The sequence below is a fragment of the Massilia sp. NP310 genome (assembly GCF_019443485.1).
Taxonomy (GTDB): Bacteria; Pseudomonadota; Gammaproteobacteria; order Burkholderiales; family Burkholderiaceae_D; genus Telluria; species Telluria timonae.
Genome location: NZ_CP080379.1, coordinates 46,733 through 71,332 on the forward strand (window position 1 = coordinate 46,733; position 24,600 = coordinate 71,332).

Sequence of the window (24,600 nt, forward strand, 5' to 3'; positions counted from 1 at the left end):
GCATGAAGAAGGCAATCGTCACCGGCCACACCCGCGGCCTCGGGGCCGCGATCGCGGCCGAACTGCATGGGCGCGGCATCGCCGTGCTGGGCCTGGCGCGCGCACGTTCGCCGCTGGCCGGCATCGACCAGATCGCGCTCGACATGGCCGACCCGGCCGCCCTGCAAGCCTGGCTGGCGGGGAACGCCCTGCGCGATTTTCTGCGGGACGCCGACGATGCGCTGCTGGTGAACAATGCCGGCGTCGTCACTCCGGTCGGCCCGCTCGCGGCGCAAGATCCGGCGGACGTGCTGCGCGCCGTGTCGCTCAACGTAGGGGCACCGCTGGCGCTGGCCGCCGCCTTCGTGCAGGCCGCGCCAAAGGCCCAGCGGCGCATCCTGCACGTCTCGAGCGGGGCGGCGCGCAATGCCTATCCCGGCTGGGCCGTGTATTGCGCGACCAAGGCCGCGCTCGACCAGCATGCGCGCGCCGTGCTCCTCGACGGCGACGTGCGCGTGCGCGCCTGCAGCCTGGCGCCGGGCGTGATCGATACCGATATGCAAGCCGCGATCCGCGCCACGCCGGATGCGGATTTCCCGATGCGCGAACGCTTCGTCGCGCTGAAGGAGGGCGGCGCGCTCGATTCGCCCGAGGCGTGCGCCAGGAAACTGGTCGACTACCTGCTGGCGCCCGGTTTCGGCAGCGAACCGGTGGACGACTTGCGCACGTAGTCGACAGCATGGTTGACAGCCATGCGACACTTGTCGCATGATTGCGGCTATCGTCGCATTCCGGAGTGTTATCCATGGCCGTCCCCTCGATTTCCGAACTGAGCCTACTGAAGGCCCTGTGGCGCCGGCAGCCCCTGAGCGCCCGCGAAATCCATGACGCCGTGGTCGAGGAGCTGGCGTGGTCGTATTCGTCGACCCGCAAGACGCTCGAGCGCATGCTCGAAAAGAACATGGTGCGCCAGGAGCTGCGCCATGGCGTGCAGGTGTACGAGGCGGTGAGCGACAAGGTCGACACCCTGGCCGCCTTCGCCCACGACTTCGGCCGGCGCGTGATGGAAATCGACACGCCGCTGCCGGTCAATATGTTCACCGGAAGCAAGCTGGTCGACGATGCGGAACTGGCGCGCCTGGAGCAGCTTCTCAACGACTGGCCCGATGACAAGGATGGCGCCCCATGAACCCGCTCGACCAGCTGGTCATCCGCTTCCTGTTCGCCGGCGCCGGCTGCCTGGCGGCGGGACTGGCGGTATGGGGCGCGACGTGGCTGGCGCGGCGCGCGCTGCCGGCGCTCGGCATGCAGCGCTCCACGTGGCTGCTGGGGCAAGTCGCAATCGCGGCCACCTTCCTCCTGCTGCTCGCGCCCCCGGCGCAGCAGGCGCCGATGCATCCGGTGTTCGAAGTCGACGTGAGCGCCGCGGCGGCAAGCCTGCCCGCCGCGCTGGCGCCGCCCGGCCTCGCCGCCGGCGTGCCGGCCTCCATCGCAGGTGAACGTTCCTGGCTGGCATGGCTGGCCTGGGCCTGGGTGTGGGTTTATGCCTGCGGCCTCGCCTGGACGCTCGGCCGGCTGTGGCGCGGCCAGCGGATCGTGCAGCGCCTGCTGCGCTGCGGCGCGCCCCAGGCGCATCCGGCATACCCTGCCGTCATCGAAGTCGACGCCCCGATACCGCCCATGCTGGTCGGCCCCTTCAAGCCGTGCCTGCTGCTGCCGCGTGGGCTGCGCGACATCGACCCGCTGCAGCGCGAGCTGATCGTGGCCCACGAACTGACGCACTGGCGCCGCGGCGACCTGTGGTGGCTGACGGTGGGCGCCGCGCTGCAGGCGCTGTGCTGGTTCAATCCCGCCATGCGCCTGCTGCGCGACAAACTCGCCTGGGCCCAGGAACTCGGCTGCGACCGCGACGTGCTGCGCGGCCGGCCGCCATTCGAGCGCCGCGCCTATGCCGCCGCGCTGCTCGCGCAGCTGCGCATGCAGCACCATGTCGTGCATGGGGCACTGGCATTCGGCGGCGTGAGCCCCGATACGCTGGCGGCCCGCGTTGAACTGATCCGCAAGCCCGGCGCGGCGCGGCACGCGGCCTGGGCGCGCGGCGCGGGGCTCGCGATCCTGGCGCTGGCTTTTGGCGGCAACTTGGCGCTGCAGCCCGCGCTGGCCTGGAGCAATCCGCCGGCCAGTCTCGATTGCACGCTGATGCTCGACGCTGCGAGCGGCGCGCGCCTGGTCGAAGAGGGCGATTGCGACGTGCGCGCCACCCCGGCCTCCACCTTCAACATCGCCGTCAGCCTGCTCGGCTATGACGCCGGCATCCTGGTCGACGCCCACACGCCGGCGCTGCCGTTCAAGCCGGGCTATATCGACTGGCTGCCGGCCTGGCGCGCCACCACCGACCCGACGAGCTGGATCCGCAATTCGACCGTGTGGTACGCGCAGCAGGTCACGGCGCGCCTCGGGCTCGATGGCCTGCAATCATACGTACGGCGCTTCGGCTACGGCAACCAGGACCTGTCGGGCGGCGTGACCGACGCCTGGATCGGTTCCTCGCTGCAGATCTCGGCGCAGGAGCAGGCGGCCTTCCTGCGCAAGGTCGTCAACCGCGAGCTGGGTCTGAATCCGCACGCGTACGACATGGCGGAGACACTGTTGCGGCTGCCCTCGCTGCCGAACGGCTGGGACGTGTACGCCAAGACCGGCACCGCCGTAATGGAGCAGACCAAGGGCGCGCAAGACGCGCCGCGCTCCTACGGTTGGTTCGTCGGCTGGGCCAGCAAGGAAGGGCGCACGATCGTGTTCGCGCGCCTGACCCTCGACCGCCAGCACCCCGATCGCGCGGCCGGACCGCTATTGAAAGAAGCCTTCCTGCGCGAACTGCCGTCAAGGCTGGACGCGCTCTGAACCCACCCTGAGGAACCCTTCATGAAGATCACAAGCCTGGCATTGGCCGCGGCTGGACTCGTCACGTGCATGCCCTTCGCATCCGCCAGCGACTGGAACACGCCGCAGGAACCGTTCGCCCTGTCCGGCGACAGCTATTACGTCGGCACACGCAGCCTGAGTTCGGTCCTGATCACGTCGAACGCGGGCCATATCCTGATCGACGGCGCCAGCCCGGAGGCGGCAAGCCAGATCGCGGCCAATGTCCGCAAGCTCGGACTCAAGGTCGAGGACATCCGCATCATCCTCAATTCGCACGAGCACGTCGACCACGCCGGCGGGATCGCCGAGCTGCAGCGACTGTCCGGCGCCGAGGTCAGGGCCACGCCCGCCGCGGCGCCGGTCCTGCGCACCGGCAAGGCCAGTCGCGGCGATCCGCAATATGCCGATCTGCCGGAGATGGCGCCGGTGGCCAGGGTCGGCATCGTGCGCGACGGCGAGACGGTCAAGGTCGGCCCGCTGGCCGTCACCCTGCATGCGACGCCCGGCCACACCCAGGGCGGCTCGACCTGGACCTGGACCTCGGGCGATGGCGGCAAGCGGGTGAACATGGTGTACGCCGACAGCCTGAATGCCATCGGCGCCGGGGCGTTCCGCTACAGCGGCGACCCGGCCTACCCGAACGCGCGCGGCGACATCGAGCGCTCGATCGCGAAGGTCGCGGCGCTGCCGTGCGACGTGCTGGTGTCAAGCCACCCGGAAGGCAGCGGCTTGTGGCAGCGCCACGCGCAGCGCGCCCTGCTGGGCAACGCGGCCTTCGTCGACAAGGGCGCCTGCCGCGCCTATGCCGACAAGGGCCGAGCGCGGCTGCAAAAGACGCTGGCAGAGGAAGCCGGGATGCCGGCCATCGTCTGGCGTGACGATGCGAAGATCGCCGAGATGTTCGACCAGGCGGGCGTAACCGGCACCTTCGTCGTGCACGACGTCGCCACTGGCGAATACGTGGGCCACGACCGCCAGCGCGCCGCCATCCGCTACGTCCCGGCGTCGACCTACAAGATTCCCAATTCGCTGATCGGCCTGGCCACCGGCGCCGTCTCCAGCGTCGACGAAGTGCTGCCGTACGGCGGCGGGCCGACCTATCTGCCGCAATGGGCCAGGGACATGCCGCTGCGCGAGGCGATCAGGATATCGAACGTCCCGGTGTACAAGGAGCTGGCGCGCCGCATCGGCATGCCGCGCATGCGCGAAGGCCTGCGTCGGCTCGATTACGGCAATATGGATGCCGGGTCCGTCATCGATGCCTTCTGGCTGGATGGGCCGTTGAAGATCAGCGCGCTCGAACAGACCCGCTTTCTGGGCCGGCTGGCGCAGGGCAAGCTGCCGTTCCCGAAAGCCGCGATGGCGGCGGTGCGCGAGATCGTGCGCCAGGACGATCACGCCAATCTGTACGCCAAGACCGGATGGTACATGCCGGACGACCGCAAGAACCAGATCGGCTGGTGGGTGGGCTGGGTCGAGAAGGACGGCAAGGTGTATGCGTTCGCGCTGAACGTCGACATCACCGACGATACGGTTGGCGCCAAGCGGGCGCCGCTCGGGAAGGCGGCTTTGCAGTCGTTGGGGTTGTTATAGATCTTCTTACACACATATCGCGGCGTACATGTCGTGCCATGTTGGGTTGGTGGACTGGATCAGATTGATCTTCCAGGCCCGGTTCCAGCGCTTGAGCTGTTTTTCGCGAAGGATCGCTTGGGTGATGTCGGTGTGGGTTTCGTACCAGACGAGGCGTTTGACGCCGTGTTTGCTGGTGAAGCTCGGGACGACAGCTTCCTTGTGTTGCCAGACGCGCTTGATCAAGTCGGAGGTGACGCCGATGTAGAGAGTGCCGTAAGGGCGGCTGGCCAGGATATAGACGTAGGAGGATTTGTCCATGCCGGCCAGTTTGGGTGTCTGGCCTTGGTGTGCGTTTGTGGTGGGTCAAATGAGCTTGGGTTCCCGCCTTCGCGGGAACGACGTGTTTGGGGACGTTGCCGAAGTCGTGCTGTTGATGCATTGCGATCAGCACCAACGTCGTTCCCGCGAAGGCGGGAACCCAAGTCAGCCCGCACACCACCACCTCCCGCCAACGACCACCCAAGCCATCACGCCACGCGCCCGATCATCCCCAACCCATGCCGCTCCCGCGCCCCATTGCACTTGCCATCCCCGATCTGCACCTCCCGGCACGCGGACTGCCGCTGCGCATACACCCCGCAGGCCATCGGCCCGGCATCGCCGGTCCCCAGTGCGACGCAGCACGGGCGCGCCGCATTCGTGCCTTTCATGCACGCGATATGCGGCGTGACCTGTTCGGTCATGGCGTCGGGCAGGCCGAGGTCGAGGGCTTCGGCCCAGTAGAAGGATACGCGGTAGCTCTTGCAACATGCTCCGCAGCTCAGGCAGGGAAGGACGTCGTCGGCGCTCATGGTGGCCAATTCTAGCGCGGACGCGGGACGAAAAAAAGCCGCCCGAAGGCGGCTTCCCGATCCGTTTGAAACCGGCTGCGAAGCCGGCTGTGAAGCCGGTTCGGTCGACCTTTATTGGCCGCGTTTCGCGCGCGCCTTGGCCGCGATGCGCATGCGCAGCGCGTTCAGCTTGATGAACCCGCCCGCATCCGCCTGGTTGTAGGCGCCGCCGTCTTCGTCGAAGGTGGCGATGTTCATGTCGAACAGCGAGTCGGTCTTCGAATCGCGCGACACGACGATCACATTGCCCTTGTACAGCTTGATGCGCACCCAGCCGTTGACGGTCTGCTGGGTGTGGTCGATCAGGGTCTGCAGCGCGACGCGCTCCGGCGCCCACCAGTAGCCGTTATAGATCAGCGAAGCGTAGCGCGGCATCAGGTCGTCCTTCAGGTGCGCCACTTCGCGGTCCAGCGTGATCGATTCGATTGCGCGGTGCGCGCGCAGCATGATGGTGCCGCCCGGGGTTTCGTAGCAGCCGCGCGACTTCATGCCGACGTAGCGGTTTTCGACCAGGTCGAGGCGGCCGATGCCGTGCTTGCCGCCCAGGCGGTTCAGCTCGGTCAGGACGGCGGCCGGCGACAGGCGCTTGCCGTTCAGGCCGACGATGTCGCCCTTTTCGTATTCGATGTCCAGGTACTCGGCTTCGTCCGGCGCCTGCTCGGGCGACACCGTCCAGCGCCACATCGATTCCTCGGCTTCGGCGCTCGGGTTTTCCAGGTGGCGGCCTTCGAACGAGATGTGCAGCAGGTTGGCGTCCATCGAGTACGGCGCGCCGCCGTTCTTGTGCTTCATGTCGACCGCGATGCCGGCGTCTTCCGCGTACTTCAGCAGTTTTTCGCGCGACAGCAGGTCCCATTCGCGCCATGGGGCGATGATCTTGACGTCGGGTTTCAGCGCATAGGCGCCCAGCTCGAAGCGCACCTGGTCGTTGCCCTTGCCGGTCGCGCCGTGCGAGACGGCGTCGGCGCCGGTCTCGTTGGCGATCTCGATCAGGCGCTTGGCGATCAGCGGACGCGCGATCGAGGTGCCCAGCAGGTATTCGCCTTCGTACACGGTGTTGGCGCGGAACATCGGGAACACGAAGTCGCGCACGAACTCCTCGCGCACATCGTCGATGTAGATGTTTTCTGGCTTGATGCCGAACTTGAGCGCCTTGGCGCGCGCCGGTTCCAGTTCCTCACCTTGGCCGAGATCGGCGGTAAAGGTGACGATTTCGCAGTTGTAATTGTCCTGCAGCCATTTCAGGATGACGGAGGTGTCGAGACCGCCGGAATAGGCAAGGACTACTTTCTTGATGTCGCTCATGGGAGTTCCAGTGATGGAGGGATGGTAGAGGAGAGATGGTCAGCTGGCGCACAGGTTCACCGCCCGGGAGGGCGATGAACGGCCAACGATCAAGCTTCAGTGGGTGAAAAAATCAATTATCTTCGATACGACCGAGCAGCAGGTACTCGATCAGGGCTTTTTGCACGTGCAGGCGGTTCTCGGCTTCGTCCCAGACCACCGAGTGCGGGCCGTCGATGACGCCGGCCGAGACTTCCTCGCCGCGGTGCGCGGGCAGGCAGTGCATGAACAGGGCGTCGTCGGTCGCGCGCGCCATCTTGGCCTCGTCGACGATGAAGCCGTCGAACGCCTTCAGTCGTTCTGCGTTTTCCTTCTCGTAACCCATGCTGGTCCAGACGTCGGTCGTCACCAGATGCGCGCCTTCGCAGGCGTCGGAAGGGTTGTCGAACAGGGTGTAACGCTTGGTCGACACCAGGCTCGGATCCAGCTCGTAACCCTTCGGCGTCGAGACGTTCAGGTGGAAACCGAATACCTCGGCCGCCTGCAGCCACGAGTACAGCATATTGTTGGCGTCGCCGATCCAGGCCACGGTCTTGCCGGCGATCGAGCCGCGGTGTTCCCAGAAGGTGAACACGTCGGCCAGCACCTGGCAGGGGTGGTGTTCGTTGGTGAGGCCATTGATGACCGGGACCCGCGAGTTGGCGGCGAAGCGTTCGATGATGTCCTGGCCGAAGGTGCGCACCATGATGATGTCGCACATGCGGCTCATCACCTGGCCGGCGTCTTCGACCGGCTCGCCGCGGCCCAGCTGGCTGTCGCGGGTGTTCAGGTAGATGGCGGCGCCGCCCAGCTGGTGCATGCCGGCCTCGAACGAGAGGCGGGTGCGGGTCGAGCTCTTTTCGAACACCATCACCAGGGTGCGGTCGACCAGCGGATGATAGACCTCGTAGGCCTTGAACTTGCGCTTGATGATCGCCGCGCGCTTGATGACGTATTCGAACTCGTCGCGCGTGAAGTCGGAGAACTGCAGGAAGTGCTTGATCGGAGTGGTGCCTGGCATAGTGGGGTCTACTCGAATGTTATCCCTTGAATTATAAGGGGTTTTTCTTTCCGTTAGGGAAAGTATAGTCTTCAGTACCTGGTCTTCAATACAGGGTCTGCGCCGATTCGTGCAACAGCTGCGCATACAGCTCGTGGCGCATGCGCGCGATCTTGCCGTCTGCGACCGCATCCAGCACGGCGCACTGCGGTTCGGCCAGGTGGCGGCAGTTATAGTACTTGCAGCCGCCCAGATAGGGCTTGAACTCGACGAAGGCGCGTTCCAGCATGCCTTCGGTCAGGTGGTACAGGCCGAATTCCTGGAAGCCGGGCGAATCGATGATCGTGGACGTCTTCCCATCCGCGCCGGGCAGCCGGTACAGGCGGGTGAAGGTGGTGGTGTGCTTGCCGGTGTCGAGCGCGGCCGAGATTTCGCGCACCGCAATGTCGGCGTCCGGCACCAAGAGGTTGATCATCGACGACTTGCCCATGCCGGACTGGCCGATGAAGATCGACGAGTGGCCTTCGAGCAGCGGCGCCAGGGTCGCCACGGTCTGTTCGGGCTGCCCGGTGGCCGATACCTCGTGCACCGGATAGCCCAGCGCGGCATACGGCGCAACGCGTTCGCGCGCGCGCGGCAGCAGGTCTGCGACATCAAGCTTGTTCAGGATGAGGTGGGCCTCGATGCCGGCCGCCTCGCAGGCGACCAGCGCGCGCGAGACCAGGTCGTCGGTGAAACCGGGCTCGGTGGCGACGACGATGAACAGGCGCGAGATGTTCGCCGCCAGCAGCTTCGATTTGTATTGGTCGGAGCGGTAGAGCAGGGTGGTGCGCTCGGCGATCTTTTCGATCACCGCCTGGTCGGCGGAGGTGCGCTTCAGGTGCACCACGTCGCCCACGGCGACGTTGGTCTTCTTGCCGCGCGTGACGCATTGCAGCTTTTCGCCGTCCACGTCGGCCAGGTAGTGACGGCCGTGGGCCGCGATGATGGTGCCAGTCAGGGGGGTAACTAAGTCGCTCATGCGCTGGTCATTTCAAGATAAAGCGCATTCACTTTCGCGGCGCAGATAAAATCGTTTTCGGTCAGGGCGCCGCCGGCGGAGTGGGTGGTCCAGCTCACCCTGCAGGTCGCATGGCCGACCGTCAGCTCCGGATGGTGGTCCTGGGTTTCGGCGACCTGCGCCACCGCGTTCACGAGGGCGATGGTGGCGCGGTAGTCCGGCAAGCGGAATTCGCGCAACAGGATGCCGTCGATCGCGGTCCAGCCGGGCACGTCGTTCAGCAAGGCGTCGATCGCCCACGGATCGAGCGCCCTGGCGTTGCGGATGCAGTCGCGATGCTCCAGCTTCATGCGCCCGCCAGCGTCAGGTGTTTCACGCGCACCGAGGCCGGCGGATGCGAATCGTAGAAGGCCGAGTGCAGCGGGTCCGGGGTGAGGGTGGAGGCGTTGTCCTCGTACATCTTGACCAGGGCCGACACCAGGTGGCGGCCATCGGTATGCCGGGCCGCGAAGGCGTCGGCTTCGAACTCGTGCTTGCGCGAGGTGATCGAGGACAGCGGCGCCAGCGGGAAGGTGAACACCGGCAGAACTAAAACGAAAAGCACCAGGGCCATGCCGTCGTTGGAGGCGTTCATGAAGGGCAGCACGCCCAGGCCCGTATAGAACCAGGCCTGGCCCTTCAGGTAGCCGAGCAGGGCCAGGAAGGCCAGCGACATGGCGAACATCACGGCGACGCGCTTGACGATGTGGCGCAGCTTGAAGTGGCCCAGTTCGTGCGCCAGCACGGCCTCGATCTCTTGCGGCTCGAGACGCGACAGCAGGGTGTCGAAGAACACGATGCGCTTGGCGCGCCCGAAGCCCGAGAAATAGGCGTTGCCGTGGGCGCTGCGCTTGCTGCCGTCCATCACGAACAGGCCGCGCGACGCGAAGCCGACGCGCGCCATCAGGCTCTCGATGCGCTGCTTGAGGCTGGCGTCTTCGAGCGGGGTGAACTTGTTGAACATCGGCGCGATCACGCTCGGGTAGATCGCAATCATGAGCAGCTGGAACCCGCTCCACACCAGCCAGGTATAGAACCACCACAGGTCGCCCGACTTGTCCATCAGAGTGAGCACCACCCACAGCAGCGGCAGGCCGATGACGGCGCCGACGATCGAGCTCTTGATGAGGTCGGTGAACCACAGGCCGGGCGTCATCTTGTTGAAGCCGAAGCGCTGTTCCAGCACGAACTGGCGGTACCAGTCCAGCGGCAGGTCGAGCAGGCTGGAGATGACGCCGAAGGCCACCACCAGCGCCAGCTGGTGCCACAGTCCAGGCCCGGTGAGGGGCAACAGGGCCAGCGACAGCAGCTGCAGGCCGCCCAGCAAGGTGAAGCCGATCAGGACCGCGCCGCCCCACAGCATGCCCACCAGGCCGAGGCGGGTCTTGGCGACGGTATAGTCGGCCGCTTTCTGGTGCGCCGCCAGCGGCACCTTTGGTGCAAACTCGGCCGGCACGCTGGCGCGATGGCGCGCGATGTGCCGGATATGGCGCGCGGCCAGCCAGGTGCGCAGCACCATGGTCAGCACGAAGAAAACGACGAACAAAACTGAAAACCCGAATGAAGACATTCTGTGCCTGTGAGAAAATGCAGGATTAGGTAAAACACGACTAGGCAAAGAGAGAATTATGTCACAAGCTACACCAACCACCGAGTCCGCCGCAGTGCCGCGTCAAAACGAGTTCAACCTGGTCTGGGTGGACATGGAAATGACCGGCCTGGACCCGGACAACGACCGCATCATCGAAGTGGCGGTGATCGTCACCGACCCCGAGCTGAACATCATCGCCGAAGGCCCGGTGTTCGCCATCCACCAGTCGGACGAGACGCTGGACAAGATGGACAACTGGAACAAGGGCACCCACGGCAAGTCGGGCCTGATCGACCGCGTGAAGGCCTCGACCGTCAGCGAAGCCCAGGCCGAGCAGGAACTGATCGCCTTCCTCAAGCAGTATGTGCCGTCGAACAAATCGCCGATGTGCGGCAACTCGATCTGCCAGGATCGCCGCTTCATGGCGCGCGGCATGCCGAAGCTCGAAGCCTTCTTCCACTACCGTAACCTGGACGTGTCGACCCTGAAGGAACTGTGCCGCCGCTGGAAGCCCGAGGTTGCCACCGGCTTCAAGAAGCACCAGAAGCACACGGCCCTGGCCGACATCACCGAGTCGATCGAAGAACTGCGCTACTACCGCGAGCATTTCATCCAGAAATAACTCGGCAAAAGCAGCAAAAAAACTGCATTGTATTGACAAGAAGGTATGCGACAATCGGCGGTATGGTTCCGCTCCCGCATACCGCTTTTTCGAGTGACAGCCAGGTGGCGGCGCGCATGCGCGGCCACGACTGGCACACTTCCAGCCTCGGCCCTCCCGAGGGCTGGCCACCGTCGCTGCGCACGGCAGTGGACATGATGCTGCATTCGTCCTTCCCGATGTTCATCGCGTGGGGGCCGCAGTTCGCTTTCCTGTTCAACGACGCCTACATCCCCATCCTGGGAGAGCGCTATCCGTGCGCGCCCGGCCTGCCGTTCGCCGAGGTGTGGCCCGAAGCCTGGCCCGAGCTGCGGCCGCTGGTCGAGCGCACGGTGGCGGGCGAGACGGTGTTCTTCGAAGACCTCGAGCTGAGCCTGCTGCGCAACGGTTATCCCGAGCGTGCCTGGTTCACGTTCTCGTATGCCCCGCTGGTCGATGCGGCCGGCCACGTCGGCGGCCTGCTCTGCACCTGCATGGAAACCACCGGCCGCGTGCTGGCCGAGCGGCGCGCCGCCTTCCAGCTCAGGGTGTCCGATGCGCTCGGCCCGATCGAGGATCCGGGCGAGGTGATCGCCACCGCCAGCGCCTTGCTGGGCGTGGAGCTCGGCGCCGCGCGCGTGCTGTACGCCGAGATCGATCCGCTCAGCGGCCGCCTGGAGGTGCCGCGCCTGTGGTCCCAGGATGGCGCCGCGCCGGCGGCCTTGCGCTCGCCGCTGCACGACTTCAGTCCGGCGGTGGTGGACGAGCTGCGCAGCGGCGCCGTGGTGCAGATCCACGATGCCGCCAACGACCCGCGCACGCAAGACCTGCGCGCCGCCTGGCGCGACGAGCGCATCGGCGCCTTGCTGGTGGTGCCGCTGGTAAAATCCGGCCGCCTGATCGCCTGCCTGGGCGTCGATGCGCCGACGCCGCGCTCCTGGACCGGCCACGACGTCCAGCTCGCGCGCGACGTGGCCGAGCGCACCTGGGCCGCGGCCGAGACCGCGCGCGCCCAGGCGCTGCTGCGCGAAGAGCGCGACCGCAGCCGCGACATCTTCGACAATATCTCCGAAGGCTTCGCCCTGTTCGACCGCAACTGGATCATGCAGCGCATGAACGCCGAGGGCCTGCGCATCTGCGCCGTCACGCGCGAGGAAGTCATCGGCCGCAACCACTGGGAAGTGTTCACCGCCATGGCCGACAGCGAGGCCGGCCGCATGTACCACCGCGTGATGGACACGCGCCGCGCCGGCGCCGCCGAGCAGTGCCACGTGTTCCCCGACGGGCGCCGCATCTGGACCGACATCCGCGCCTATCCGACCCAGGACGGCGGCATCGCCAGCTTCTTCCGCGACATCACCGACCGCAAGCTGGCCGAAGAAAAACTGATGGACGCCGACCGCCGCAAGGACGAATTCCTGGCCATGCTGGCGCACGAGCTGCGCAACCCGCTGGCGCCGATCAGCGCCGCCGCCGAGCTGCTCCGGCTGGGCAATATGGACGAGCGCCGGGTGCACCAGAGCAGCACCATTATCGGACGCCAGGTGCGCCACATGACGCGCCTGGTGGACGACCTGCTCGACGTCTCGCGCGTCACGCGCGGCCTGATCACCCTGGGCCAGGCGCGGGTGGCGGCGCGCGCCGTCGTCGAAGAGGCGGTGGAGCAGGTGCGGCCGACGATCGACGCGCGCTCGCAGCAGCTCAGCGTGCGCCTGCCGTCCGAACACGCCGCGGTGCGCGGCGACAAGGCGCGCCTGGTGCAGGTGGTGGCCAATGTGCTGGGCAACGCCGCCAAGTACACGCCCCCGGGGCGCGGCATCGACCTGCGCGCCGAGGTGCTCGGCACGCGCCTGGTGCTGAGCGTGCGCGACGAGGGCATCGGCATGGACCGCGAACTCACCGGCCGCGTGTTCGACCTGTTCACCCAGGCCGAGCGCTCGTCCGACCGCTCGCAGGGCGGGCTCGGACTGGGCCTGGCCCTGGTCAAGCACCTGGTCGAGCTGCACGGCGGCACGGTGGGCTGTTCCAGCCCGGGCCTGGGCAAGGGCAGCACCTTCGTGATCAGCCTGCCGCTGCTGCAGGAAGAAGAAACGCCGGTTCCCGCGCCGGGCGCCGCCGGTCCGGCCGGCGCCGCGCCCTTGCGCATCCTGGTGGTGGACGACAACCACGACGCCGCCGAGACGCTGGGCCTGTTGCTGTCGGCCCAGGGGCATGAGGTGGCGATCGAGCACGCCTCGCTGCCGGCGCTCGAGCGCGCGCGCGGCATGCGGCCCGACGTCTGCCTGCTCGACATCGGCCTGCCGGAGATGGATGGGCGCGAACTGGCGCGGCGGCTGAAGGCCGATCCGGCGACGGGCGGCGCGGTCCTGATCGCCGTCACCGGCTATGGCCAGCAGCAGGATCGCGATGCCGCGCTGGCCGCGGGCTTCGCGCATCATCTGGTCAAGCCGGTCAATGTCGACGTGTTGTTGCGCGTGCTCGATGGTGTACGCGGCGGTGCAGGGGAGGCGGAAGCAGGGGCAGGAGTCACCCAGGACCCGGACCAGCAAACCGTCGCACCCGCGTAGGCGGGTGCCCAAGTTCATGGAGCAGCCACAAAAATAAACCCGTTTTCACGGAGGAGACCCGATGCAGAGAAAACCACGCTTCATCGCAAGAACGCTGGCACTTGCAGTCCTCGGCGCCATCAGCCTGTCCGCTCATGCCGCCAACCCGATCGTCCCCGGCTGGTACGCCGACCCCGAAATCCGCATCTACGGCAACAAGTACTGGATCTATCCCACCTATTCGGACCACGACGGCACGCCGCGCACCTCGCGCGCCTTCACCCCCGAACAGGAGCGCATGCGCGCCAAGTCCGACCTGATCTGGGAACCCTACCTGAAGCAGACCTTCCTCGACGCCTTCTCATCGACCGACCTGGTCAACTGGACGAAGCACACCCACGTGCTCGACGTCGAGAACGTCGCGTGGGCGGCGTATGCGGTGTGGGCGCCGTCCGCGATTGAGCACAACGGCAAGTACTACCTGTTCTTCGGCGCCAACGACATCAAGGCCAACGGCCAGTTGGGCGGCATTGGCGTGGCGGTCAGCGACCGTCCCGAAGGGCCGTTCAAGGATGCGCTCGGCCGTCCGCTGATCGACAAGATCCACAACGGCGCCCAGCCGATCGACCAGATGGTGTTCAAGGACGACGACGGCCAGGTGTATATGTATTACGGCGGCTGGAAGCACGCCAACGTCGTCAAGCTGGCGCCGGACCTGCTGAGCATCGTGCCGTTCCCGGACGGGACCACCTACAAGGAAATCACGCCCGACCCGGCCTATGTGGAAGGCTCGTTCATGGCCAAGCGCAATGGCGTGTATTACTTCATGTGGTCGGAAGGAGGGTGGACGGGGCCGGATTATCGCGTTGCGTATGCCATGAGCAAGTCGCCGTTAGGGCCGTTCAAGCGCATTGGGACCATCCTGCAGCAGGATACGACCATCGCCAATGGGGCGGGGCATCACTCGGTGGCCAATATTCCTGGCACCGACGACTGGGTTATTGTGTATCACCGGCGGCCGTTGAATGACAAGGATGGGCATCATCGTGAGATGGCCATCGAGCACTTGTACTTCAATGCGGATGGCACGATCAAGCCGGTTGCGATGACCACGGAGGGCGTGGCGTCGCGGCAGATTCGTCCCGGCGGATGAAGGTGTCGAGCGGTTGGTAAGACCGCTCGACGGTTCGACTCGACATGAAGAAGCAGCCGTGCAATGGCGTCAGTTTGCCAGGAGCATGCTGGCGTTGGACGCTTTGTATGACGGGTTCCGACCCATTTCAGACGTTCTTCATATGAGGTACAGCAGGCTTTTTGCTATCCGATCAGGGACCAATTTCACCACGCAATGGGTACTTTTGCAGGATTCGTTCGTGTTCCATTTTTAGCCTTACTCCCCAAGATGGTTTCAACCCTGCCATTAATTTCTCTTGATATGGGAACCAGACGACCCTGCCATCGCCAGATGGCTTTCGATTGCGTAGCTCGTACGAGGTGGCCATGACAGAGGTGACTCCCTTAAAAAGGAGGTACAGGACCTCATCATTATCAAGCCCTGAAATTCTTTCGAGTTCTGATCCACGCTCAGTTACCACGAATTCAAACTTCCCCGAGATCAACTCAACATGGGGCGCGCCATCCTGCTGCGGGGAAGTGTGGAATGTCTTGTAGTACGGCTCTACATCCAGGTGCTCAGCCATTGAGCTAAACTCGGCGGCAAGTCCGGATAGCGACAGCTTCTCCATCGTAAGTTCCAGTTAACAGGTCTATTTCGATGATCGTGGGACGCCTGCGTGTGGCCGATAGCAGCCATTCTGGAAGGTAGTGTATGCGGTTGTTGCTTGCGGAGCAATTTGGACTTGAAGCTATGCGCACAGCACTTGATCGCCTGCACTATTTTTGGGTGATTTCGCACTCATTTCGTGCAAATGTGCTGTAATGACGCTCTCTGCGCTCAACCTTGGTGCAATGCCATCTTTTCTTCTATCCATCCTCCGGCGACCGCACCCGGTCGCCTTGCCACCGATCGGCCAGGCGCGGGCCGCGTTCGGCGCACTGTTCGGCCTGGCTCTGTCCGGCATCCTGAGCCAGGTCGTGCTGGCCTGGACCGCCCCCGGCGCCCACGTCGCCTGGCTCGTTGCCCCCATGGCAGCCTCCGCCGTATTGCTGTTCTGCGTCCCCGCCAGCCCCCTGGCCCAGCCCTGGCCCGTCATCGGCGGCAATGTGGTCTCGGCTCTGGTCGGCGCCGCCTGCGCCCAGCTGCTGCCCGATCCGATGTTCGCCGCGCCACTGGCCGGCGGATTGTCGATCGCCATGATGTTCCTGCTGCGTTGCCTGCATCCGCCGGGCGGGGCGGTGGCGATGACGGCGGTGCTGGGCGGGCCGGCGGTGCATGAAGCCGGCCTGTCGTTCGCGCTGGCGCCGGTGGGCCTGAATACCGTGCTGCTGGTGCTGGCGGCGCTGCTGTACAACCGGGTGACGGGCGCCCATCACGCGCACAAACCTGTTCCGGCGCCGACCGCCGTGGCGGCCGAGGACATCGACGCCGCGCTGGAGCATTTTGGCGAAGCGGTCGACGTCTCGCGCGAAGACCTGGCCGTCATCGTCAACGATGCCGAGCACCATGCGGCCGAGCGGCGCGTGCGTCACCTGCACGCTGGCGACGTCGTGGTGCCGCCGCTGGCGCGGCTCGCACCCGATATGCCGCTGGCGACGGCGCGCGCCATCCTGCTCGAACATGGCTTGCCTTCGCTGCCGGTGGTGGATGGGGAAGGGCGGCTGCTTGGCGTGCTGACGCTGAAATCCCTGCTGCGGGCGGCGGCCGAGGCCGAAGCGTGGAACATCAAGGCGCGGGCGCTGATCGTGCTGCGCGGCCGCAGGCAAGCCGAGCGGGTGGCCGAGCTGATGATGACCGGGATCGCGGTGCAGGCGGCGCAGCCGGCGAGCGCCGTGGCCGCGCTGGCGGGCCGCCATGGCCTGGCGCGGGTGCCGGTGGTCGATGCGGCGGGCATGCTGGTGGGGATGGCAGGGCCGGTCGAAGTGCTCGACGCCCTGCATGGGGTGACGTTGGCGACGGAGGGGTGGCGGTTGCGGCGCCGGCGCGACGATTGATGCTTGTTTCGGCGCCGATTTCGTCTGCGATGATCTCGCTGCCAACGATCACCGCGTCGGCGGCCTGACCGCCGACCCTACGGGTGAATCAGGCCGATTCCGCCCCGCAGCACTTCTTGTACTTCTTGCCGCTGCCGCAAGGGCAATCGTCGTTGCGGCCGACCTTCGGCTCCTCGCGCACCACGGTCTCGACCGCGGCCTTGCGCAGTGGCAGCCAGTAACGGTACAGGGCCGGCACATTCGCTTCGATCTCCAGCGCCAGGGCGTGGATCTTGTGCGGGTTGTCGACCAGGGCCAGTTCCTCCTCTTCGATCTCGTCGGCGCCGAGCAGGTAGATCGGGCGAATGAGTTCGGCCACGTCGGAGGTCCAGATCGGTTCCCAGGAGTCGGCGCACAGTTCGACGCCTTCCCAGAAGCCCCAGCACCAGGCTTCCGGATCGATCAGGGTCTTGCCTTCGAATTCATGTTCGACGAACAGCGGCTCGAACTCCTTCGGCGAGACTTCGAAGGTGATCAGCACTTCGTTCATGAAGCGCATGATCAGGTTGATGATCTTTTCTTCTTCGCGCTTGTTCTTCCATTTCGGGGCGGCCGCCTCGTCCTGGCCCCAGACCAGCGGCAGCCATTCGGCCGGCATGATGGTTTCCGGACCGATCGCGATCGCGGTCAGGTAGCCGTGCAGGGTGTCCATCGTCATCGCGTCGTCGGAGCAACGGTCGGACAAGAGGAACTGGTCGAGTTCGTCGAATTCTTTTTCGGAGAGGGGCTGTTCGAGATGCATGGGAGTGTCTGGTGACGGCGCCCGGGCGCCGGTTTTGCGTAAAGGCGCCAGTGTAACGCCTGCGCCGCCAGGCGGCAGCAAAAACCTCGATCAGGTATGGCAAACGGCGGGGAGATGGCGCCGCGGCGCAACGGCCGCGGCGCCGGGATGGCATCAACGCTTGGCGTTGAACGCCTTGGTCAGCTCGTCGGCCGCGAACTGCTGCGCTTCCCTGGCTTTGGGCACCACCGCGCCCATGCCGAAGAATTCATGGGTCACGCCCGTGTAGTGACGGTAGTTGACGGCCACGCCTTCCTTCTCGAGGCGGTCGGCGTAGGCCTTGCCCTCGGTCATCAGCGGGTCGATCTCGGCCGTGATCACGGTCGCCGGCGGCAGGCCCTTGAGCGAGGTCGCCTTCAGCGGCAGGGCGTACGGGCTCTTCGGATCGGCGCCGTAGTGCTTGAAGAACCAGCCCATCATCGCCTTGTTGAGCGGCTTGGCGTTGGCATTCTTCTTGTACGACGCATTGTTCATGTCGTTGTCGACCACCGGATACACCAGCAGCTGGTGCACCGGCAGCTGGGCTTTCTGGTCGCGCGCCATCATCGAGACCACGGTCGCCAGGTTGCCGCCGGCCGATTCGCCGGCCACCGCCACGCGGGTCGGGTCGCCATTGAACTGGCTGGCGTTGTCGATTGCCCATTTATAGGCGGCGAAGGCGTCCTCGGGCTGGGTCGGGAACTTGTGTTCCGGCGCCCGGCGGTAGTCGGCCGAGACGACGATGGCCTTGGCCCCCTTGGCCAGCGCGCGCACCGACGCTTCATAGACCTTGGTATCGGCGATCACGAAGCCGCCGCCGTGGTAGTAGACGATGATCGGGAACGGACCCTTGCCCTCAGGGGTGAAGATGTGGACCGGGAAGCTGCCGCCCTTGCCCTGCACCGTCTGCGTCTTCATCGTCACGCCGGGTTCCGGCGCCGTGCTCTGGCCGGCATCCGACAGCACTTTCTTGACCGCGTCGGCGGCGCTCGGCTGCTTGCGCGCTTCTTCCGGGCTCAGGTTCTCGATCGGCTTCGGTTTGAGCGACGCCATGGCGTCGAGCACTTTCTGCATATTCGGCTCGGCCTTCGGCGGCTGGGCGTTCTGGGCGATGGCGGCGCCTGCAGCCATGCCGGCGGCGAGAGCGACGAGGGTCAGGGTCATCTTCTTCATGGTGTTCCAATCAGGTTGGCGCTCCGACGCGGGCTGCGTCTGGATGCGTTTGTGACATGGAACCTTGGAACAACACCGCCGCTCAGTACGCGAACGAACCCAGCCAGCCAAAAGCGGGACGATTTCCGCTTCCTCGTGCGCCGCCGTACAATGGGCACATGGAAAAGCCGAACCTCGATACTCCCGCACACCCCTTTGCCCGCCTCGATCCCGCCATGGTGCTCGATGCGCTCGATAGCGTCGGCCTGCACGGCGATGGCCGCCTGCTGGCGCTGAACAGCTACGAGAACCGGGTCTACCAGGCAGGCCGCGAGGAGGGCGCGCCGGTGGTGGTCAAGTTCTATCGGCCGCAGCGCTGGAGCGATGCCGCCATCCTCGAAGAGCATGCTTTTGTCGCCGAGCTGGTGGAGCAGGAGATTCCGGTGGTGCCGGCCCTGGCCATCGACGGCAGGACCCTGCATGCCTTCGAGGGCTTTCGCTTCGCCGTGTTCCCGCGCCGCGGCGGGCGCGCGCCCGAGCTGGGCGACCCGGCCGTGCTGGAATGGACCGGCCGCTTCATCGGCCGCATCCACGCCCAGGGCGCGGTCAAGGCCTATGCGCAGCGGCCGGCGCTCGATCCGGTCACGTTCGGCCGCCAGCCTTATGACTGGCTGCGCAGCCATGATTTCGTCCCGCCCGAGCTGATGGCCGCGTGGTCGAGCGTGGTCGAGCAGGCCCTGGAGGGCGTCGCGCGCTGCTACGAGCGGGCCGGCGAGCTGCCGCTGCTGCGCCTGCACGGCGACTGCCACGGCGGCAACGTGCTGTGGACGCCCGACGGCCCCCATTTCGTCGACTTCGACGACAGCCGCATGGGCCCGGCGGTGCAGGACCTGTGGATGCTGCTGTCGGGCGAGCGCCACGAGATGGTGCGCCAGATGGGCGATGTGCTGGCCGGCTACGAGGATTTTTGCGAGTTCCATCCGCGCCAGCTGTACCTGGTCGAAGCCTTGCGCACCCTGCGCCTGATCCATTATGCAGCGTGGCTGGCGATGCGCTGGGACGATCCGGCCTTTCCCGCCGCCTTCCCCTGGTTCAATACCCAGCGCTACTGGCAAGACCGTATCCTGGAGCTGCGCGAGCAGGTGGCGCTGATGGACGAACCGCCCTTGTGGCCGGTGTGATGGCCGAATGGATGAGCTGAGCCAATATTGCCGCCCAGTTCCGCGTAGCGTACTGAACGGATTTACCGGATAATCGAACCGACCGCCGCTATTGAGACCTCGCATGGAACCAAACCCAGCCAAGCAAGACGACGCCGACTTCTCGATCGACCTGTCGCAGGCCGCCGGCATGGCGCCGGCCGAGGCGCCGCCCGACTCGGGGCCTGAAGCGGCTGCCGCCGCGCCTGAGGTCCCTGCGGCCGCCCCGGCGCCGGCCGCGCGCAAGCCCCTCGAGATGCGCGAAATCCAGGAAGCGATCGCGCGGGTGGAAGCCGAGGCCAAGGCGAATGTTGCTGCAGAAAGCCGCCAGACCGCCGAATCGCGCGCACGCGCGCTGGCGGACGAACGCGCCGCCATTGACGCCGCCGCCGCCGCCGCCGCGCTGGCCAATTCGCAGGCATCCGAAGACGCGATCGCGGCCAACCGCGACCGCCTCGAATCCCTGCGCGCCGCCGCCAAGGCCTCCGCCGAGCGCCTGGAAGCGATCCGGCAAGAGACCGCCGAGCTGCGCGCGCGGGTCAAGAGCGACACCGAGATCCGCCTGGCGCTGGAAGCCCGTGCGCGCTCCGAAGAAGAAGCGCGGCGCCGCGCCGCGCTCCAGATGGAAGCCGAGGCCGAACTGGCGGCCAAGGCCGCGCGCGCCGCCGACGAGCTGGTGGCGCATACCGAACAGGCCAGGCTGCAGGCCGCCGAGCGCATGGCGGCGGTGGAAGCGGCCAAGGAAGAAGTGCTGCACAACGCCAGCGCCGACGCCCGCATCGCCATTTTGGCGCGCGAGCGCGAGCGCGCCGAAAAAGCCGCGCGCCAGACCGCCGAGAAGCTGGCCGAGGCCGAAGCCGAGGCGCTCGACCTGACCCAGCAGCGCGAACGCGCCGACCAGGTAGCCCTGGCCTCGGCGTTCGCGCGCGCGGCGGCCGAGGCGCGCGCGCTGGAAGAAGCGCGCGCGCTGGCCCACATCGAACAGGAACGCGAGGCGATCGCGCTGGCCCAGGCCGAGTCCGAGCGCGTCGCGGCCCAGTCGCTGCGCCTGCGCCTGCAGACCGAAAAGGAATTGCGCGACGCCGCCACCCACCGCGAGCGGCTGGAACAGATGGCCGCCGCCAGCGCCGAGGCGCGGCGCGAGGCCGAAGCCCGCATCCTGGCCGCGACCGAGGCCCGGATCGAAACCGACCGCAAGCTGCAGCTGGTGGCCGAAGACCGCGTCCGCGCCGAGGAAGAAGCGGACGAGCAGGTGCAAGCCCGGCTCGAGGCCGAGGCCGAGGCGGCGCTGGACGCGCGCGCGCGCCGCGCGGCCGACGAGGCGGCGGTGGCGGCGGCCCAGCGCGAGGCCGAGGAGCACCAGCGCGAGCAAGCCTTGGCCGACGAAAAAGCGGCGCTGGCCCAGGCCGCGGCCGAGGTCCAGGCCAAGCGCAACGCCGACGAAGCGGAGGCGGTCGCGTTCGAGGCCGAGCTGGTCGAACTGCAGCGCCAGGCCGCGCAACTGGCTGCGCAAAAACGCGAAGAAGCCGAGCGCCTTGCCCAGCTCGAGCGCGAGCGGGTGGCGGCCGAGACCCAGGCCCTGGCGGACCTCGAGCGGAAAGTGGCGGCCGAGCAGGAGTTGATGCTGGCGGCCCAGGCGCGCAGCGAAGCCGAGGCGGCCGCGGCGGCGGCGCTGGCCGCCAGGGCGCAGGCCGAGCGCCGTCTCGAAGAAGCCCAGCGCGCGACCTTCGAAGCGCAGCAGGCCCAGGCGGACGCGGTGGCGGAAGAAGCGGCGCAAGCCGAGGCGACGCGCGACGCCCAGCAGGCGCATGCGCGCCGGGCGCAAGAGCTGGCCCAGGCCCAGCACGAACGCACCGAGGTCGAGCGCCAGCAGGTGGCGCTGACCGAGCAGGCGATCGGCGCCGAGCGCGAAGCCACGCAAGCCGCGCGCGAGTCGCTGGCCCTGGTCGAGCGCAAGCTGGCCGCCCAGCGCGCCCAGGCCGCGGCCGACGCCCGCGCCAACGAGGCGCAGGCGGCGCGGCTGGCGTCGGAACATGCCGCCGCCCAAGCCGCCGAGGCGCGCGCCGAGGCCGAGGAAACGCAAGCCCGGCTGGCGCGCGAGCGCGAGCTGGTCGAGCAGGCCGCCGTGCAGTCGGCGGTCGAGAAACGCGAAGCCCAGCGCGCCCTGCTGGAACACGCCCAGGCGCACGCCGAGATGCAGCGCAAGGCGGCGCAGGCGACCCTGCAGATGGCCGATGCGCGCAAGCACCTGGTGAACCTGGAAAGCAAGCGCCAGGACGAGCAGGCCGCCGAACTGGCGGCCACCGAGCGCGTCATCGGCGAACGCAAGGTCGAAGCCGGCCAGCGCTCGGTGTCGGCCGACCTGACGCGCGAGGTATTGGGACGGTTCAAGCAGTCGCAGGCCCGGGCCGGCGACACCTCAGCCGCGCAGGCGGCGGCGCGGTTGGCGGAAGTGATCGCGGCCCAGCGCGAACTGGACCGCGACAAGGAGTAGGGCGGACGGCCGAGCCGGCTGCGCCCAGGTGCTTATTGCGCGGGCGCCGCCGGCGCCGGCGCCCCCTGCGCCTGGCTCGGCGACACCGGATCGACCGGCCCCGTCACCGCACGCTTGACGAAATACTCGGTATCGCCAAAGCAGCTGGTCGGCACGCCCTTGTGCTGCTCGTAGCTGATCTGCACGCGGCGGCCGATATTATTATTAAGCTGCTGCACCACCGCCTCATCGCGCACGGTGAAGGCGAAGCGCTCGGGAATCGCGCCCGGCATGCTCGACAGCAGGATCTCGCCTTCCCAGGTCTTGCACAGCCAGCCTTTCTTGGAGAACGTCTGCAGATAGCCGGCGCGGTCGCCTTCGGAATAGGCCCAGGTCAGGGTGAACCAGGTGTACAGGGAACCGAGCACGGCGACGGCGGCGATGACGGACAGCAGGATGGCGGTGGCGCGGGCTTTGGGCATGGTCGGGCAGGGCGATCGAAAAAAGTTGGCACGGGTTGTCAATATGGCAGCGCAAACGCGATGCGCGCTCATTCTGCCATGCCTTGCCGTAATCGCAAACCGCAATTCTCAGCCGTTACCGATTCACCCGGTCCGCGCCGCCACCTCGGCCTCCTGGGCCGCGATCCTCCTGCGGTAGCGTATGGACGACCACAGCGACACCAGGATGAACGCCAGCCCGGACAGCCCGGTGAACCATTCCGGGATGTGATAGTGCACGCTGGCGAACATGATCAGGGCCAGGATGCCGATCGCATAGTGGGCCCCGTGCTCGAGGAAGACAAATTCTTGCAACGTGCCCTTGTAGACCAGGAACACGGTCATCGAGCGCACGAACATGGCGCCGATGGCCAGGCCCAGCATGATGATGACGACGTCGTTGGTAATGGCGAAGGCCCCGATCACGCCGTCGAAGCTGAACGAGGCGTCCAGCACTTCCAGGTAGAGAAAGCCGCCGATGCTGCCCTGCGAGATCATGGCGCCGACCGACGGGTCTTCTTCCTTTTCTTCGAGCAGGCCGCTCAGCCACTTGACGCCGATATAGATCAGCACCCCGGTCACGCCGGCGATCAGCACCGCCAGCTTGCGTTCTTCCGGCATCAGGTTCATGGCGCCGATCACGCTGAGCAGGGCCAGCAGCACGGCCAGTCCCTCGGAGCCGTACTGGCCGACTTTTTCCTCGAACCAAGTGATCCAATGCAGTTCTTTTTCCGTGTCAAAGAGGAAATTCAGGAATACCAGCAACAGGAAGGCGCCGCCGAAGGCCGCGACTTCGGCGTGGTGTTCGGTCAGGTGGCGCGAATACTCGTTGGGGTTGTCGATCGCCATGTGCCAGACGTCGAGCAGGCCGAGGCCGGTGGCGGCGGCGACGATCACCAGCGGGAACAGCAGGCGCATGCCGAACACGGCCACCAGGATGCCGACGGTCAGGAACAGCTTGCGCCAGAATTCGTTCCAGTGCTTGAGCACCGAGGCGTTGACGACGGCATTGTCGAAAGAAAGCGACACTTCCAGCACGCCGAGGATGGCCGTGATCCACAGGGCCTGCAGCAGGCCGGGCAGGCCCCGGTGCTCGTAGCCCCACCAGCCGGCCAGGGCCATCAGGACTGCCGTGACGATGAACGACCAGCGGAAGTGCCGCATACATACCCCTTGTCTGTATTGACTGCCTGGGTCAATATTACCGTTTCCCGGGTTGCTGCGTCCGTTCCAAAAGTCGCCCACCGCGCCTTGCTTCTGAGATAATTCCGCCCAGCATTTTCACCTATAAGACATCATGGAAATTATCTACCTCGTGACGCCCATACTGACCTGGATGGTGGTCGGTCCGATCAAGTTTCTCATTTCCAGCGTCCGCCTGCGGCGCTGGGCCTTCGACCTGGTCGGCAATGGCGGCTTCCCCAGCAACCATAGCGCGGTCGTGTCCAGCATGGCCACCCTGATCGCCCTGCGCGAAGGCATGGGCCATCCGGCCTTCGGCGTGGCCTGCACGCTCGCCTTCATCGTCATGATCGACGCCAACAGCCTGCGCCAGCACGTCGGCCGCCACGCGGTGTCGCTCAACCGCCTGCACGACGGCAAGGCCGACTACGTGATCCTGCGCGAACGCATGGGCCATACCAAGATCGAGATCGCCGGCGGGGTCCTGACCGGCATCGGCATGGGCTTCCTGATCAACGCCGTCCTCGGCGGTTTCTGATCGTGTCCATATGGCGGCGTCCATCCCCCGGACGTCCGCCTGTCCGTTTTACCCCGCATCTCGTCCGGGCTGGAATGCAGCTCATCGCCAAAAAACGCAGTTCATCCATCGAATTCGGCGTTATACAGGTTCGTCAATTGA

Annotated in this window: 23 protein-coding genes and 1 pseudogene; 12 read left to right on the plus strand and 12 right to left on the minus strand. The window is 66.4% G+C overall.

Annotated features, from left to right (window positions below; genetic code table 11):
• The first annotated feature begins 2 nt into the window (after positions 1-2).
• The 5 genes and pseudogenes from KY496_RS00245 (at position 3) to blaOXA (KY496_RS27400) (ending at position 4,494) form a co-directional block, all read left to right on the plus strand.
• Complete coding sequence (locus KY496_RS00245) at positions 3-710, plus strand: SDR family oxidoreductase (RefSeq protein ID WP_219863331.1); 708 nt, start codon at positions 3-5, stop codon at positions 708-710.
• A gap of 74 nt (positions 711-784) precedes the next feature.
• Positions 785-1,168: a BlaI/MecI/CopY family transcriptional regulator gene (locus KY496_RS00250; protein ID WP_005669361.1), complete on the plus strand. Its 384-nt coding sequence runs from the start codon at positions 785-787 to the stop codon at positions 1,166-1,168.
• Entirely contained in the window at positions 1,165-2,880 is a 1,716-nt protein-coding gene (blaOXA, locus tag KY496_RS00255; RefSeq protein ID WP_219863333.1) for a class D beta-lactamase, read from the plus strand. The genes KY496_RS00250 and blaOXA (KY496_RS00255) overlap by 4 nt, the downstream gene beginning before the upstream one ends.
• Before the next feature lie 69 nt (positions 2,881-2,949).
• Positions 2,950-3,738 (plus strand): annotated as a pseudogene (gene bla / locus KY496_RS27395) (subclass B3 metallo-beta-lactamase); the annotation flags it as partial.
• A gap of 18 nt (positions 3,739-3,756) precedes the next feature.
• Complete coding sequence (gene blaOXA / locus KY496_RS27400) at positions 3,757-4,494, plus strand: class D beta-lactamase (RefSeq protein WP_370660070.1); 738 nt, start codon at positions 3,757-3,759, stop codon at positions 4,492-4,494.
• A gap of 6 nt (positions 4,495-4,500) precedes the next feature.
• Here the strand turns inward: blaOXA (KY496_RS27400) and KY496_RS00265 are convergent, their stop codons facing one another.
• The 7 genes from KY496_RS00265 to KY496_RS00295 form a co-directional block, all read right to left on the minus strand.
• Positions 4,501-4,794, minus strand: a complete 294-nt coding sequence (locus tag KY496_RS00265) for a GIY-YIG nuclease family protein (protein WP_219863336.1) — start codon at positions 4,792-4,794, stop codon at positions 4,501-4,503.
• A 209-nt stretch (positions 4,795-5,003) separates the two neighbouring features.
• Positions 5,004-5,327, minus strand: a complete 324-nt coding sequence (locus tag KY496_RS00270) for a YkgJ family cysteine cluster protein (protein WP_219863338.1) — start codon at positions 5,325-5,327, stop codon at positions 5,004-5,006.
• A gap of 111 nt (positions 5,328-5,438) precedes the next feature.
• Positions 5,439-6,671: an argininosuccinate synthase gene (locus tag KY496_RS00275; protein WP_005669383.1), complete on the minus strand. Its 1,233-nt coding sequence runs from the start codon at positions 6,669-6,671 to the stop codon at positions 5,439-5,441.
• A gap of 112 nt (positions 6,672-6,783) precedes the next feature.
• Positions 6,784-7,710 (minus strand): ornithine carbamoyltransferase, encoded by a 927-nt coding sequence (gene argF, locus KY496_RS00280; RefSeq protein WP_184234348.1) that lies wholly within the window; start codon positions 7,708-7,710, stop codon positions 6,784-6,786.
• 85 nt (positions 7,711-7,795) lie between these two features.
• Positions 7,796-8,710 carry a ribosome small subunit-dependent GTPase A gene (rsgA, locus tag KY496_RS00285; RefSeq protein ID WP_005669385.1) on the minus strand — a complete coding sequence of 305 codons (915 nt, stop codon included), beginning with the start codon at positions 8,708-8,710 and terminating at the stop codon, positions 7,796-7,798.
• The gene (locus KY496_RS00290) at positions 8,707-9,039 is read right to left on the minus strand and encodes a 4a-hydroxytetrahydrobiopterin dehydratase (RefSeq protein ID WP_184234345.1); all 333 of its coding nucleotides are present in this window, start codon (positions 9,037-9,039) and stop codon (positions 8,707-8,709) included. Before KY496_RS00290 ends, rsgA begins: the two co-directional genes overlap by 4 nt.
• Entirely contained in the window at positions 9,036-10,298 is a 1,263-nt protein-coding gene (locus tag KY496_RS00295; RefSeq protein ID WP_005669390.1) for a M48 family metallopeptidase, read from the minus strand. Before KY496_RS00295 ends, KY496_RS00290 begins: the two co-directional genes overlap by 4 nt.
• Before the next feature lie 58 nt (positions 10,299-10,356).
• On the opposite strand from KY496_RS00295, the gene orn reads away from it, so the two are divergent.
• From orn to KY496_RS00310, 3 genes are all read left to right on the plus strand, one after another.
• Positions 10,357-10,941, plus strand: coding sequence for an oligoribonuclease (gene orn / locus KY496_RS00300; protein WP_005669391.1), 585 nt, complete (start codon positions 10,357-10,359; stop codon positions 10,939-10,941).
• Between the two features lie 62 nt (positions 10,942-11,003).
• Complete coding sequence (locus tag KY496_RS00305; protein ID WP_229520382.1) at positions 11,004-13,526, plus strand: ATP-binding protein; 2,523 nt, start codon at positions 11,004-11,006, stop codon at positions 13,524-13,526.
• A gap of 61 nt (positions 13,527-13,587) precedes the next feature.
• Positions 13,588-14,658, plus strand: coding sequence for a glycoside hydrolase family 43 protein (locus tag KY496_RS00310; RefSeq protein WP_219863340.1), 1,071 nt, complete (start codon positions 13,588-13,590; stop codon positions 14,656-14,658).
• Positions 14,659-14,830: 172 nt separating this feature from the next.
• On the opposite strand, the gene KY496_RS00315 is transcribed toward KY496_RS00310, so the two are convergent.
• Entirely contained in the window at positions 14,831-15,250 is a 420-nt protein-coding gene (locus KY496_RS00315) for an Imm63 family immunity protein (protein ID WP_219863341.1), read from the minus strand.
• A 271-nt stretch (positions 15,251-15,521) separates the two neighbouring features.
• On the opposite strand from KY496_RS00315, the gene KY496_RS00320 reads away from it, so the two are divergent.
• Entirely contained in the window at positions 15,522-16,616 is a 1,095-nt protein-coding gene (locus tag KY496_RS00320) for an HPP family protein (RefSeq protein ID WP_229520383.1), read from the plus strand.
• Positions 16,617-16,704: 88 nt separating this feature from the next.
• Here the strand turns inward: KY496_RS00320 and KY496_RS00325 are convergent, their stop codons facing one another.
• Complete coding sequence (locus KY496_RS00325) at positions 16,705-17,397, minus strand: UPF0149 family protein (protein ID WP_219863345.1); 693 nt, start codon at positions 17,395-17,397, stop codon at positions 16,705-16,707.
• Positions 17,398-17,550: 153 nt separating this feature from the next.
• Positions 17,551-18,588 (minus strand): alpha/beta hydrolase, encoded by a 1,038-nt coding sequence (locus KY496_RS00330; RefSeq protein WP_219863346.1) that lies wholly within the window; start codon positions 18,586-18,588, stop codon positions 17,551-17,553.
• Between the two features lie 158 nt (positions 18,589-18,746).
• Between KY496_RS00330 and KY496_RS00335 the strand changes: the two genes are divergently transcribed.
• Both KY496_RS00335 and KY496_RS00340 read left to right on the plus strand, forming a co-directional pair.
• Positions 18,747-19,748 carry a serine/threonine protein kinase gene (locus KY496_RS00335; protein WP_219863348.1) on the plus strand — a complete coding sequence of 334 codons (1,002 nt, stop codon included), beginning with the start codon at positions 18,747-18,749 and terminating at the stop codon, positions 19,746-19,748.
• Between the two features lie 103 nt (positions 19,749-19,851).
• Positions 19,852-22,260 carry a hypothetical protein gene (locus KY496_RS00340; RefSeq protein WP_219863350.1) on the plus strand — a complete coding sequence of 803 codons (2,409 nt, stop codon included), beginning with the start codon at positions 19,852-19,854 and terminating at the stop codon, positions 22,258-22,260.
• 32 nt (positions 22,261-22,292) lie between these two features.
• Here the strand turns inward: KY496_RS00340 and KY496_RS00345 are convergent, their stop codons facing one another.
• Positions 22,293-22,721: a hypothetical protein gene (locus KY496_RS00345; RefSeq protein ID WP_005669411.1), complete on the minus strand. Its 429-nt coding sequence runs from the start codon at positions 22,719-22,721 to the stop codon at positions 22,293-22,295.
• A gap of 123 nt (positions 22,722-22,844) precedes the next feature.
• Positions 22,845-23,903, minus strand: coding sequence for a DUF475 domain-containing protein (locus KY496_RS00350; RefSeq protein WP_005669413.1), 1,059 nt, complete (start codon positions 23,901-23,903; stop codon positions 22,845-22,847).
• A gap of 133 nt (positions 23,904-24,036) precedes the next feature.
• Here KY496_RS00350 and KY496_RS00355 point away from each other — a divergent pair, with 133 nt between their 5' ends.
• Positions 24,037-24,459 (plus strand): divergent PAP2 family protein, encoded by a 423-nt coding sequence (locus KY496_RS00355; protein WP_005669415.1) that lies wholly within the window; start codon positions 24,037-24,039, stop codon positions 24,457-24,459.
• Positions 24,460-24,600 lie beyond the last annotated feature (141 nt).

Coding starts and splice junctions, on each gene's coding strand:
- KY496_RS00245 (WP_219863331.1), top strand. CDS start 3: ATGAAGAAGGCAATCGTCACCGGCCACACCCGCGGCCTCGGGGCCGCG.
- KY496_RS00250 (WP_005669361.1), top strand. CDS start 785: ATGGCCGTCCCCTCGATTTCCGAACTGAGCCTACTGAAGGCCCTGTGG.
- blaOXA (WP_219863333.1), top strand. CDS start 1,165: ATGAACCCGCTCGACCAGCTGGTCATCCGCTTCCTGTTCGCCGGCGCC.
- blaOXA (WP_370660070.1), top strand. CDS start 3,757: ATGCCGGCCATCGTCTGGCGTGACGATGCGAAGATCGCCGAGATGTTC.
- KY496_RS00265 (WP_219863336.1), bottom strand. CDS start 4,794: ATGGACAAATCCTCCTACGTCTATATCCTGGCCAGCCGCCCTTACGGC.
- KY496_RS00270 (WP_219863338.1), bottom strand. CDS start 5,327: ATGAGCGCCGACGACGTCCTTCCCTGCCTGAGCTGCGGAGCATGTTGC.
- KY496_RS00275 (WP_005669383.1), bottom strand. CDS start 6,671: ATGAGCGACATCAAGAAAGTAGTCCTTGCCTATTCCGGCGGTCTCGAC.
- argF (WP_184234348.1), bottom strand. CDS start 7,710: ATGCCAGGCACCACTCCGATCAAGCACTTCCTGCAGTTCTCCGACTTC.
- rsgA (WP_005669385.1), bottom strand. CDS start 8,710: ATGAGCGACTTAGTTACCCCCCTGACTGGCACCATCATCGCGGCCCAC.
- KY496_RS00290 (WP_184234345.1), bottom strand. CDS start 9,039: ATGAAGCTGGAGCATCGCGACTGCATCCGCAACGCCAGGGCGCTCGAT.
- KY496_RS00295 (WP_005669390.1), bottom strand. CDS start 10,298: ATGTCTTCATTCGGGTTTTCAGTTTTGTTCGTCGTTTTCTTCGTGCTG.
- orn (WP_005669391.1), top strand. CDS start 10,357: ATGTCACAAGCTACACCAACCACCGAGTCCGCCGCAGTGCCGCGTCAA.
- KY496_RS00305 (WP_229520382.1), top strand. CDS start 11,004: ATGGTTCCGCTCCCGCATACCGCTTTTTCGAGTGACAGCCAGGTGGCG.
- KY496_RS00310 (WP_219863340.1), top strand. CDS start 13,588: ATGCAGAGAAAACCACGCTTCATCGCAAGAACGCTGGCACTTGCAGTC.
- KY496_RS00315 (WP_219863341.1), bottom strand. CDS start 15,250: ATGGAGAAGCTGTCGCTATCCGGACTTGCCGCCGAGTTTAGCTCAATG.
- KY496_RS00325 (WP_219863345.1), bottom strand. CDS start 17,397: ATGCATCTCGAACAGCCCCTCTCCGAAAAAGAATTCGACGAACTCGAC.
- KY496_RS00330 (WP_219863346.1), bottom strand. CDS start 18,588: ATGAAGAAGATGACCCTGACCCTCGTCGCTCTCGCCGCCGGCATGGCT.
- KY496_RS00335 (WP_219863348.1), top strand. CDS start 18,747: ATGGAAAAGCCGAACCTCGATACTCCCGCACACCCCTTTGCCCGCCTC.
- KY496_RS00340 (WP_219863350.1), top strand. CDS start 19,852: ATGGAACCAAACCCAGCCAAGCAAGACGACGCCGACTTCTCGATCGAC.
- KY496_RS00345 (WP_005669411.1), bottom strand. CDS start 22,721: ATGCCCAAAGCCCGCGCCACCGCCATCCTGCTGTCCGTCATCGCCGCC.
- KY496_RS00350 (WP_005669413.1), bottom strand. CDS start 23,903: ATGCGGCACTTCCGCTGGTCGTTCATCGTCACGGCAGTCCTGATGGCC.
- KY496_RS00355 (WP_005669415.1), top strand. CDS start 24,037: ATGGAAATTATCTACCTCGTGACGCCCATACTGACCTGGATGGTGGTC.